Genomic DNA, 12,134 nt, shown 5'->3' on the forward strand with positions numbered 1-12,134 from the left:
TCCTGGCGCAGGCGACCGGGTCAGCGCCCGCCGCCGAACATGCCGCTGCCGAGCTTGAGGATGTCGCCCAGACCCAACTGGCCATCGCCATCCTGGTCCAGCACCGCACCGAGCAGGCCGCCGCCCAGACCACCCTGTTGCTGCACCTGCTGCCGTTCCTGACCCAATACCTCGGCCAGCCCCAGCGGGTTGTTCTGTGCGCTGCCCTGGCTCATGCGCTGGGCAAGGAAGGCGAGCACGATCGGGGCCAGGATCTTCAGCAACTGGCCGGCGCGTTCACCGCCAAGGCCGGTCGCCTGGCCCAGGCCCAGTTCGGCACGGTTCTGCTGCCCGCCGAAGACATGGCCCAGGATGCCGGCGCCATTGGCCTGGGGCGACGCCGCTCCGCCGAGCACCGCGCCCAGCACGCTGCCGATGTCCAGACCGTTGTGGTTGCGTTGCAGAGCGCCGAACAGGGCTTCCGCGCCCTGTGGCTGCGAGGCATTGCGGCCCAGTGCACCCAGCAGCAGCGGCAGTGCGGCGCCGACGGCGCTCGACGCCTGCATCTGCCCGATACCCAGTTGCTGCGACACCTGCTGTAGCGGCGCGCCCTGCAGTTGGGCGAAGAGATCTTCGGCGAGGGAAGCGTTGCTCATGGTGCGTTCGTCCTCCTGGACGCATTGGGGAAACGGCACATCATGCTAGCGCCAATCCGTGCGCGCTCCGACTCACATTAGTGGCCGCCCGACCGGCGGAAACGAAGGCGCCGCATGCCCGAGGGGACATGCGGCGCCGGGGTCCGTCCAGCAAGGAAGTCAGCGCAGGTCGAAGCGATCCAGCTCCATGACCTTGACCCAGGCCGCCGCGAAGTCCTTCACGAACTTGTCCTTGCCGTCGGCACTGGCGTAGACCTCGGCGAGCGCACGCAACACCGAGTTGGAACCGAACACCAGGTCGGCACGCGTGCCGGTCCACTTCACGTCGCCGCTCTTTCGGTCGCGGCCCTCGTAACTGTTCGCCCCGGTCGCCTTCCACTCGGTACCCATGTCGAGCAGGTTGACGAAGAAGTCGTTGCTCAGCGTGCCGGGCGTGGCGGTGAACGCGCCGTGCTTGCCGCCATCCGCATTCGCGCCGAGCACGCGCAGGCCGCCGACCAGGGCCGTCATCTCGGGGGCGGTGAGCGTCAGCAGCTGCGCGCGATCCACCAGCAGGTGTTCGGCTGGCACGGCCGACCGTCCCTTGAGGTAGTTGCGGAAACCATCCGCGACCGGTTCCAGCACGGCGAACGACGCGACATCGGTCTGGTCGGCACGCGCATCGGTGCGGCCCGGGCGGAACGGCACAGTGATGGCATGGCCGCCGGCCTTCGCCGCCTGTTCCACACCGACGCCACCGGCCAGCACGATCAGGTCGGCCAGCGAGACCTTCTTGCCGCCGCTTGCGTCCAGATTGAACTCCATCTGGATGCGTTCCAGCGCCTTGAGCACCTTCGCGAGTTGCTCGGGCTGGTTGATCGCCCAGTCCTTCTGCGGGGCCAGACGGATGCGTGCGCCGTTGGCGCCACCGCGCTTGTCGCCGCCGCGGAAGGTGGAGGCCGAGGCCCAGGCGGTGGACACGAGCTCCGAGACGGACAGGCCGGAGGCGGCGATCTTCTGCTTCAGCGCATCGACATCGCCGGCGTCGATCGCGGCATAGTCGGCCTTCGGCAGCGGGTCCTGCCACACCAGTTCTTCCTTCGGCACTTCCGGGCCGAGGTAGCGCACGCGCGGGCCCATGTCGCGATGGGTCAGTTTGAACCAGGCGCGGGCGAAGGCTTCGGCGAAGGCCTGCGGATTCTCGAGGAAGCGCTTCGAGATCGGCCCGTAAATCGGATCGAAGCGCAGCGACAGGTCGGTGGTAAGCATCTTGGGACGCTGCTTCTTCGTCTTGTCGTGCGCGAACGGCACGTCTTCCGGCGCATCCTTCGCGACCCACTGGTGCGCGCCGGCCGGCGACTTCTCCAGTTCCCACTCGAAGCCGAAGAGATTCTCGAAGAACTTGTTGCTCCACAGCGTCGGTGTCTGCGTCCAGGTCACTTCGATGCCGGAGGTGATGGTGTCGCCCCCCTTGCCGCTGCCGAACTTGTTGTGCCAGCCGAAGCCCTGCGCTTCGAGCTCGTCGGCCTCGGGCTCGGCACCGACGTTGTCGGCCGGACCGGCGCCGTGCGTCTTGCCGAAGGTATGGCCGCCGGCGATCAGCGCGACGGTTTCCTCGTCGTCCATCGCCATGCGTGCGAACGTGTCGCGGATGTCCTTGGCTGCCAGCAGCGGATCGGGATTGCCGTCGGGGCCTTCCGGATTCACGTAGATCAGGCCCATCTGCACGGCGGCGAGCGGGTTCTCCAGCCGACGCGAATGCACGTCGCCGTCGGCGTCGTCATCGGACACCAGCACGCCCTTGTCGCCGGGCTTCTCGACGCCCTCCGAGCCGTGCGCATAGCGGATGTCGCCACCCAGCCACGTCGTTTCGCGACCCCAGTACACGTCCTGGTCGGGTTCCCACACATCCTCGCGGCCACCGCCGAAGCCGAACGTGCGGAAGCCCATCGTCTCCAGCGCCACGTTGCCGGTGAGGATCATCAGGTCGGCCCAGGAAATGCCCTGGCCGTACTTCTGCTTGATCGGCCACAGCAGCCGGCGCGCCTTGTCCAGGCTGACGTTGTCCGGCCAGCTGTTGAGCGGGGCGAAGCGCTGCTGCCCGCGCCCGCCACCGCCGCGACCGTCCTGGATGCGGTAGGTGCCCGCGCTGTGCCACGCCATGCGGATGAAGAGGCCGCCGTAGTGGCCGAAGTCGGCCGGCCACCAGTCCTGCGAATCCGTCATCAGGTCGCGCAGATCCTTCTTCAACGCGTGGTAGTCCAGCTTGTTGAAGGCCTCGGCGTAGTCGAAGTCGCCCGCCAGCGGGTTGGAGCGCGACGAGTGCTGGTTCAGCAGGTCCACGCGCAGCTGGTTGGGCCACCAGTCGCGGTTGCCGGTGCCGCCGCCAGCGGTCTGGTGGAACGGGCACTTCGATTCGGTGGTCATGGGTTTCCTTCCTTTGGCCGTCGGGTGTGGGTGGGAATGGATGGACTGGAACGGAGAGGCTGCAAGGCGATGCCGCGCGCAACGAGGTCGGTCGCGCGCCGTCAGATGAGAAGGGGGATGTGCCGGCAGATCGGCAACGCGGCGATTCGCATGGCTGACGTCCTTCGAGGGCGTTGGCGGATGGCGACCAGACTAGGCAGTGCGAACGATCAATGAAAATCGTTTTTGGCGAAGACTTCGATAGTGTCTTTCAATGGTGCGTCGCGCCATCGCAAGCTTCCCCAGCGCGAGCATCACGATACTCCGCGTGCGTTACGCGGATGTTGTAGAGGCGTGCGTCGATGCGCCCTGGCGGGCGACATGCGCTACGCGATCAGAGCAGCGCCTTGAGCCGGTAGAGCGCCTCGAGCGCCTGCTTGGGCGTGAGTTCGTCCGGGTCCAGCGCGGCCAGTGCTTCCTGTGCGGCCGAGGGTGCGGCGGCGAACAGGCCGAACTGCTGCGGCGCGTCCAGCGCCTGCGGGGCCATGTCGGAGGCGTGCGTCTCGCGGCCGCGCTGTTCCAGTTCCGCCAGACGCCGGCGCGCCTGCTTCAGCGTGGTCTTCGGCAGACCGGCCAGCGCTGCGACCTGCAGGCCGAAGCTGCGGTCGGCCGCACCGTCCTTCACCGCATGCATGAAGACCAGGCTGTCGCCATGTTCGACCGCGTCCAGATGCACGTTGGCGATGCCGCTGGCGGGTTCGTTCGCCAGCGCCGTCAGTTCGAAGTAGTGCGTCGCGAACAGCGTGTAGCAGCGGTTGCTGGCGGCGAGATGGCGGGCGACGGCATCGGCCAGCGCCAGGCCGTCGTAGGTGGAGGTGCCGCGGCCGATCTCGTCCATCAGCACCAGCGACTGCGCGGTGGCGTGATGCAGGATGTAGCTGGTCTCGGCCATTTCCACCATGAAGGTGGACTGCCCGCGCGCGAGGTCGTCGCCGGCGCCGATGCGGGTGAGGATGCGGTCGATCGGGCCGATCACCGCGCGCGAGGCGGGGACGAAACTGCCGATGTGCGCAAGCAGCACGATCAGCGCGTTCTGCCGCATGTAGGTGGACTTGCCGCCCATGTTCGGACCGGTGATGACCAGCATGCGACGACCTTCGTCCAGCCGCAGGTCGTTCGGTTCGAACGGCTCCTTGCGGACGGCTTCGACTACCGGATGGCGGCCTCGCTCGATGCACAGGCCTGGCGTATCGCCGAGTTCCGGCTGGGCCCAGTCCAGCTCCTGCGCGCGTTCGGCGAAGGACGCCAGCACGTCGAGTTCGCTCAAGGCGCCTGCGCAGCGCTTCAATGGTTCAAGGCGTGCGTTGAGTGTGTCCAACAGCGCGTCGTACAGCAGCTTCTCGCGCGACAGCGAACGTTCGCGCGCCGACAGCACCTTGTCCTCGAACTGTTTCAGTTCCTCGGTGATGTAGCGCTCGGCGCCGGTCAGCGTCTGCCGGCGGGTGTAGTGCACGGGTGCCTTGTCGGCCTGGCCCTTGCTGATTTCGATGTAGTAGCCGTGTACGCGGTTGTAGCCGACCTTCAGCGTGGCGATGCCACTGCTCGCACGCTCGCGCGCTTCCAGGTCGACGAGGAACTGGTCGGCGTTGGTGCTGAGCCGGCGCAGTTCGTCGAGTTCGGCGTCGTAGCCATCGGCCAGCACGCCGCCATCGGTGAGCTTGAGCGGCGGTTGCGGGGCGACGGCGGCCAGCAGCAGCGCCGCGGTGTCGTCGTGTTCGCCCAGTTCGGCTGCCAGCGCCTGCAGGCGGGGCGAGTCGAGCGGCTGCAGGTGGCCGCGGACATCGGGCAGCAGCGCGAGGCCATCGCGAAGCGTGGACAGGTCGCGCGGACGCGCGGAGCGCAGCGCCACGCGGGTGAGGATGCGCTCGAGGTCTCCCAGTGCACGGAAGCCGGTCCGCAGGTCGCGATCCGTGCCATGGCCGATCAGGGTCGCGATGGCATGGTGGCGTCCACCCAGCACCTCGCGATCGCGCAGCGGGCGATGCAGCCAGCGCCGCAGCAGGCGGCCGCCCATCGGTGTGACCGTCGTATCGAGCACGCCCAACAACGTGTGCTTCGTATCGCCGTCGACGCGGGTGTCCAGTTCCAGATGCCGGCGCGTGGCGGCATTCATGGCGATCGCATCGCCGGCCGATTCCAGCGCGATGGCGGTCAAGTGGGGCAGGCGCTGCTTCTGGGTCTCTTCCACGTACCCGAGCAGCGCGCCGGCCGCGCCGGTGGCCAGCGCCTTGTCGTCGATGCCGAAGCCGGTCAGGTCGTGCAGGCCGAAGAAGGCCAGCAACTGCCGGCGCCCGCTGTCCGGATCGAACAGCCACGGTGCGCGACGACGGAGACCGGTGCGCTGCTGCAGGAAGGACGGCAGGCCTTCCTCGTCCGGAACCAGCAGTTCGGCCGGCTCCAGCCGCGCGAGCTCGGCTTCCAGCGCGTCGTCGCTGTCGACCTCGTTGACCATGAAGCGTCCGCCGGCCAGGTCCGCCCACGCCAGGCCATAGCCGGAGCGTCCGCGGCTCACCGTCATCAACAAGGTGTCGCGGCGTTCGTTGAGCAGCGCCTCGTCGGTCACCGTACCCGGCGTCACCACGCGGACTACCTTGCGCTCCACCAGGCCCTTGGCCAACGCGGGGTCGCCGATCTGTTCGCAGATGGCGATCGACTCGCCCAGCGCCACCAGCCGGGCCAGGTAGCCTTCGCAGGCATGCACGGGCACACCCGCCATCGGGATGGGTGCGCCGGCGGAGTTGCCGCGCTGGGTCAGGGTGATATCGAGCAGCCGGGCCGCCTTGCGGGCGTCGTCATAGAACAGTTCGTAGAAGTCCCCCATCCGGAAGAACACCAGCAGGTCCGGGTACTCCGCCTTGGCGGCGAAGAACTGCTTCATCAGGGGCGTGTGTTCCGACTTGTCTTTGCTCACGAGGCCAGCAGGAGGGGGAGGCAAAAGGGCGTTGATTGTAGCGGCGGGGACCGGCATCCGAGGCGCGCGGACGTGTTGTTGCCGTGTCCGGCGCAGGATGGATCGAGCGGGGCGCAGAGGCGATGCGATCGGGTGCGACCGGACTTCCGCACGATCGTTCGTAAAATCAGTGGCTTATCCGTGCCAAAGTCAGGTGCGGCGTATCGACGCAGTGCAGAATGCCGCATTGTGAAGCGGATGTTAGTTTCGCGTTGACGCAAGGGGAGTTGCGTTCGTCGTCAGCGGCATCGCCGCACGCCACATCGGGAACCACCACAGGCACCAACCGCCAGCACATGACCCTTGGGAGGGGAGAACATGGTCAACGCATCGCCCAGGCATAAAGCGCTTTCGCTCGCCGTCTTCACCGCGCTCTGCGCCAGCTCGCATGCCTATGCGCAACAGGCGGCCGCGCCCGCCGGCGAGGACGAGCCCACCACGCTGGGGACCATGACGGTCACCGCGCAGAAGCGCGAGGAAGTGTTGCAGGACGTGCCGATCACGGTAGCCGTGATCTCCGAGGAACTGCTGCAGGACACCGGGGTTCGTGACATCAAGGACCTGCAGGTCTTGGTGCCGGGCCTGACCGTGACCAGCACGCAGAACGAAGCCATCACCACGGCGCGTATCCGCGGCATCGGCACGGTGGGCGACAACGTCGGCCTGGAATCGTCGGTCGGCGTGGTGATCGATGGCGTGTACCGCCCGCGCAACAGCGTCGGTTTCGGCGACCTCGGCCAGCTCGAGCGCATCGAGGTACTGAAGGGGCCGCAGGGCACCGTGTTCGGCAAGAACACGTCGGCCGGCGTGATCAACGTGGTCACGCGGCGCCCCAGCTACACGCAGAGCGCCGAAGGTGAGATCACGGTCGGCAACTACGGCGCCCTCGGCGTGTCCGGCAGCTACAACGATGCGCTGTCCGACAATGCCGCCTTCAGCATCTTCGCCGCCAAGCGCAAGCGCGATGGCTGGATGGACGTGCGCACCGGCAACGGGCCGCGCCAGGAAACCGACGACTACGACCAGAATTTCCACACGGTACGCGCCAAGCTGCTGCTGGAGCCGACCGACAATCTGGAAATCCTGCTGTCGGGCGACTTCACCAGCCGGGACGAGAACTGCTGTACGGCCGTGCAGACCACGGTCGGCGGCACCGCCGCGATCCTCAACGCACTGGCGGGTGGCCGTGCGGTGGCGGCGCCGGGCGACGATCCGTTCGATCGCGTGGCCTACAGCAACCGTCCCACCACACAGGACATCATGGACAAGGGCCTGTCCGCCGAAATCAACTGGGACACGCCCTGGTTCGGCGGCGCCACCCTGACGTCGATCACCGCCTCGCGGCAGTGGGAGGCCATCAACGGCCTCGACTACGACTTCAGCACGGCGGACCTGCTTTACCGCAACGCCGACAAGGACGAGTCGTTCACCGGCTTCGATACCTTCAGCCAGGAATTCCGCCTGACCGGCTCCAGCGAACGCATCGACTGGATGGTGGGCGCGTTCTACTCGGATGAAGAGCTGACCCGCAACGAGACCTACCGTATCGGTCCGCATTACGAACCGTACGTGTCCACCCTGGTCTACCAGTTGGTGGGCCAGAGCCTCGGCGCGGCGGGCGTGCCGCTGAACAATCCGAACAACATCTCGCCGGCCGCGTTCCTTGCGCAGGTGGGTGGGCGCCCGTTCGGTACCGGCTTCACCGGCCTGGGTTCACTGGACCGCTACGAGCAGAACGCGAAGAGCCTGGCGCTGTTCACCAATAACACCTGGCACGCCACCGATGCGCTGGACCTGACCCTGGGCCTGCGCTACACCCGCGAGAAGAAGGACCTGACCTCGTCCTACAGCAACCCGAACGGCAGCCTGGCCTGCAGCGGCACGCTGGCCGACCAGAACGCGGCCAATCCCAACCGCTTCGCGCTGCTGCGGGCGGCGCTCGCGTCGCGCAGTTCGGTGTTCGCCTCGCTGCCGGCGGCCAACCAGAACGCCATCCTGGCCTCGGTGGGGCCGACCATCGCCGGCTACATGTGTCTGCCGTGGGCCAACGCGTTGCATAACGGCCGCAACACCTTCCAGGAAATGGAAGACAAGGAGTGGTCGGGCACCGTGAAGGCGGCCTACCGCTGGAACGAGAACGTGATGACCTACGCGTCCTTCGCCCGCGGCTACAAGGGCGGCGGTTTCAACCTGGATCGCGTGCAGTCGGCCGATGGCCTGTCGGCGAGCGGGCAGGGCATCCGTCCGGTGAACGACACCTCGTTTGGCGGTGAGTTCGTCGACAGCTTCGAGCTGGGTACCAAGACCACGTGGGCGGACGGCACGCTGCTGTTGAACGCCACCCTGTTCCACCAGGAATACGAGGACTTCCAGCTCAACAGTTTCCTCGGCACCAGCTTCGTGGTCCGTTCGATCCCGGAAGTCACGTCCTCGGGCCTGGATGCGGAAATCCTGTGGCAGCCGCGTGCGGTGCAGGGCCTGATGCTGCAGGGCGGCCTGATGTATGCCAAGACCGAGTTCGGCAAGGACATCCCGGGCGGCGACTTCGTCGAGCGGACTCCGCTCAGCACCTCGGGTGCGCTTTACAAGCTGCCGGGCGCGACCATGCCGTTCGCACCGGAGTGGTCGGGTTCGCTGTCGGCCACCTACGAGTGGGACTTCGGCGCCGACCACATCGGCCGCTTCAACATCGGCGGCAAGTACATGGGCGACTACAACACCGGTTCGGACCTGGATGTCGAGAAGCACCAGAGCTCCTACACCGTGTTCAATGCCCGCGTCGGTTTCGGTCGCAGCGATGGTCGCTGGATGCTCGAACTGTGGGGCACCAACCTCACCGACGAGGACTACGTGCAGGTCGGCTTCGATGGTCCGTTGCAGGGTCTGTTCCCAGATCCGAACAATCCGCTCAACACCTTCAACGCGTTCCTCGGCGCGCCGCGCATGTACGGCATGACCCTGCGCGTCCGCTACTGATCCCCTTCGCACGACGTGGCGAACGGCCCGCCCCACAGGCGGGCCGTTTTCTTTCCTGCCTCCGGCGGGGCGACAACGCGGGGCAAATGGGCTACAACACGCACGCCCCCTGTCGGAACCGATGATGTCCGTGCCCAACGATGAAGCGCTGCGCGTCCTGGCGCAGCAGGTCGGTGAACGCCTGCGGCAGCAGCGCGACCATCTGGTCACCGCGGAGAGCTGCACCGGCGGCTGGATCGCCAAGTGCGTCACCGACATCGCCGGGTCGTCGGACTGGTTCGATTGCGGGATGGCGGCCTACAGCTACGAGGCCAAGCAGGCGCTGCTCGGTGTACGCCCGCAGACACTGGAAACGCACGGTGCGGTCAGTCGCGAGACGGTGATCGAAATGGTGTCGGGCGCCCTGGTGAACTCGGGGGCCAGCGTCGCGGTGGCGGTGACCGGCATTGCCGGCCCAGGCGGCGGCAGTCCTGACAAGCCGGTGGGGACGGTGTGGATCGGCTGGAAGCGTCGCGGCGGTTATGCGCGGGCGGAGGTCTTCGAGTTCGCCGGTGACCGCGAGGCGGTGCGGCGTCAGACGGTGGAGACCGCCCTGAAAGGACTCGAACACCTCTGATGCGTCCCGGAGGCAGGGACGTGTTGAACAGGTAGTTGCCAGTCGGCGAAGTTAGTAGTATTACTACTAACCATGGACCTGACCGATACCCAGCACGCCATCCTCGCCCTGATCGCCGAGCGGCTCGAAGCCGAAGGCATGCCGCCCTCGCAGGCCGAGATCGCCAAGGCGTTTGGGTTCAAGGGCGTTCGCGCCGCGCAGTACCACCTGGAAGCGCTGGAACAGGCGGGAGCCATCGAGCGTGTTCCCGGCCGGGCCCGTGGCATCCGCCTGCTGAAGGCGCCGCCGTCAGCCCAGTCCGACCTGGCATTCCCGCCCGCCAACGACGATGGCCTGCGCGTGCCGGTGCTGGGGCAGGTCGCCGCCGGCGCACCGATCGGCGCCGATGCGGGCCACCATGACTATGTGCTGCTGGACCGCGCCTTCTTCGCGCCCGCGCCCGACTACCTGCTGAAGGTGAAGGGCGACTCCATGCGCGACGAAGGCATCTTCGACGGTGACCTGATCGGCGTGCACCGCACCCGCGATGCGCGCTCCGGCCAGATCGTGGTGGCCCGGGTCGACGATGCCATCACCGTCAAGCTACTGAAGATCGGCAAGGACCGCATCCGCCTGCTGCCACGCAACCCGGACTACGCCCCGATCGAGGTCCTGCCCGACCAGGACTTCGCCATCGAGGGCCTGTATTGCGGGCTGGTGAGGCCCAACCGGTGACACGCGTCCGTGCATCCGAGGTTGCCGGATGGCGTTTTCCGATGCCTGTTTGCGGCGACAGCCGATCCCCCTGGATCGCAGGGACAATTAATTTCACTCCTCCCCGTCCTGTCGCAGCCAGTGCGATAGGCACCTCCCACACTGATCGCACCTGACCACATTGACTAGGACCACGACGATGGACGAGAACAAGAAGCGCGCCCTTTCCGCGGCACTGACCCAGATCGAGCGCCAGTTCGGCAAGGGCTCGGTGATGCGCATGGGCGATCGGGTCATCGAGCCCGTCGAGATCATTCCCACCGGTTCGCTGATGCTGGACATCGCCTTGGGTATCGGCGGACTGCCGCGCGGCCGCGTCGTGGAAATCTACGGTCCGGAGTCCTCGGGCAAGACAACGCTGACGCTGCAGGCCATCGCGCAGTGCCAGAAGCAAGGCGGCACGGCGGCATTCATCGACGCCGAACACGCGCTAGACCCGATCTACGCCGCCAAGCTGGGCGTGAACGTGGACGACCTGCTGCTGTCGCAGCCGGATACCGGCGAGCAGGCGCTGGAAATTGCCGACATGCTGGTGCGCTCGGGCTCCATCGACATCGTGGTCATCGACTCCGTGGCGGCACTGACGCCGAAGGCGGAAATCGAGGGCGAGATGGGCGATCAGCTGCCGGGGCTGCAGGCCCGCCTGATGAGCCAGGCGCTGCGCAAGCTGACCGGCAACATCAAGCGCTCGAATACCACCGTCATCTTCATCAACCAGCTGCGCATGAAGATCGGCGTGATGATGCCCGGCCAGAGCCCGGAAACCACCACCGGCGGCAATGCGCTGAAGTTCTATGCCTCCGTGCGCCTGGACATCCGTCGCATCGGCGCCATCAAGAAGGGCGACGAGATCATCGGCAACCAGACCAAGATCAAGGTGGTCAAGAACAAGCTGGCGCCCCCGTTCAAGCAGGTCGTCACGGAGATCCTGTACGGCGAAGGCATCAGCCGCGAGGGCGAGCTGATCGACATGGGCGTGGACGCCAAGTTGGTCGACAAGGCAGGCGCCTGGTACAGCTACGGCAGTGAGCGCATCGGCCAGGGCAAGGACAACTCGCGGACCTTCCTGCGCGAGAACCCGGCCATCGCCGCGAAGCTGGAAGCCGAACTGCGCGAGAAGTTCCAGCCGGCCGAAGCGCAGCGTGACGAGAACGCCGACGACGACAGCGACGACTGACAAGTCCGCGGCGGCGCACGATGTCCGAGGAGAGTGACCAGGCGGGAGCAAGGGTGGGGCGTCGGCGCAAGCCGATCGAACAGACGCCCCTGCAGCGTGCGCTCGGCCTGCTGACCCGGCGGGAACACTCCCGTCGGGAACTGTCCCGGAAACTGGCGTCCCGTGGCGTGGAGGCGGCCGATGTGCGATCGGCCGTGGACCGGTTGGCGGATGAGGGTTGGCAAAGCGACACGCGGTTTGCCGAGGCCCTCGTTCGCAGCCGGGCCTCGGGGGGATATGGTCCGCTGCGCATCAAGGCTGAGCTGTCCACCCATGGGTTGGATCGCGAAGCGGTAGCGGCGGCCATGGCCACCTTCGATGGCGACTGGACCGAAACGGCGTGCGACCTCGTCCGCCGGCGTTTCGGTCCAGCCCGCCGGATCGAACCGGCGCAGGCCCGCAAGATCGCGGATTTCCTGATCCGTCGTGGTTTCGATGCGGCCGCTGTCCGGGCGGCCAGCCAGCTTGACCCGGAGGACTGGGGCGGGATGGCCTGATAATCTAGCGCATTGGGTTGCTTCCCCCGGCCGCGTCCGCATGTGT

At 66.9% G+C, this 12,134-nt stretch carries 8 protein-coding genes; 5 read left to right on the forward strand and 3 right to left on the reverse strand.

The genetic code is table 11. The features are described from left to right. Positions 1-20 precede the first annotated feature (20 nt). From ACSQ1W_RS04005 to mutS, 3 genes are all read right to left on the reverse strand, one after another. The gene (locus ACSQ1W_RS04005; protein ID WP_436041741.1) at positions 21-635 is read right to left on the reverse strand and encodes a DUF937 domain-containing protein; all 615 of its coding nucleotides are present in this window, start codon (positions 633-635) and stop codon (positions 21-23) included. Positions 636-794: 159 nt separating this feature from the next. Then, the gene (katG, locus tag ACSQ1W_RS04010) at positions 795-3,041 is read right to left on the reverse strand and encodes a catalase/peroxidase HPI (RefSeq protein WP_436041742.1); all 2,247 of its coding nucleotides are present in this window, start codon (positions 3,039-3,041) and stop codon (positions 795-797) included. Positions 3,042-3,414: 373 nt separating this feature from the next. Further along, positions 3,415-5,958 (reverse strand): DNA mismatch repair protein MutS, encoded by a 2,544-nt coding sequence (gene mutS / locus ACSQ1W_RS04015; protein ID WP_436046094.1) that lies wholly within the window; start codon positions 5,956-5,958, stop codon positions 3,415-3,417. A 390-nt stretch (positions 5,959-6,348) separates the two neighbouring features. Here mutS and ACSQ1W_RS04020 point away from each other — a divergent pair, with 390 nt between their 5' ends. The 5 genes from ACSQ1W_RS04020 (at position 6,349) to recX (ending at position 12,088) form a co-directional block, all read left to right on the forward strand. Beyond that, a complete protein-coding gene (locus ACSQ1W_RS04020; protein ID WP_436041743.1) occupies positions 6,349-9,006 on the forward strand; it encodes a TonB-dependent receptor in 2,658 nt (885 codons plus the stop codon). A 124-nt stretch (positions 9,007-9,130) separates the two neighbouring features. Further along, positions 9,131-9,622 carry a CinA family protein gene (locus ACSQ1W_RS04025; RefSeq protein ID WP_192269374.1) on the forward strand — a complete coding sequence of 164 codons (492 nt, stop codon included), beginning with the start codon at positions 9,131-9,133 and terminating at the stop codon, positions 9,620-9,622. A 72-nt stretch (positions 9,623-9,694) separates the two neighbouring features. After that, the gene (gene lexA, locus ACSQ1W_RS04030; RefSeq protein ID WP_436041744.1) at positions 9,695-10,336 is read left to right on the forward strand and encodes a transcriptional repressor LexA; all 642 of its coding nucleotides are present in this window, start codon (positions 9,695-9,697) and stop codon (positions 10,334-10,336) included. A 178-nt stretch (positions 10,337-10,514) separates the two neighbouring features. Beyond that, positions 10,515-11,552 carry a recombinase RecA gene (gene recA, locus ACSQ1W_RS04035; RefSeq protein WP_436041745.1) on the forward strand — a complete coding sequence of 346 codons (1,038 nt, stop codon included), beginning with the start codon at positions 10,515-10,517 and terminating at the stop codon, positions 11,550-11,552. Positions 11,553-11,572: 20 nt separating this feature from the next. Further along, on the forward strand, positions 11,573-12,088 hold the full coding sequence (gene recX, locus ACSQ1W_RS04040) for a recombination regulator RecX (RefSeq protein ID WP_436041746.1): 516 nt from the start codon (positions 11,573-11,575) through the stop codon (positions 12,086-12,088). Positions 12,089-12,134: the final 46 nt, after the last annotated feature.

Source organism: Pseudoxanthomonas sp. LjRoot143 (genome assembly GCF_964252945.1).
Taxonomy (GTDB): domain Bacteria; phylum Pseudomonadota; class Gammaproteobacteria; order Xanthomonadales; family Xanthomonadaceae; genus Pseudoxanthomonas_A.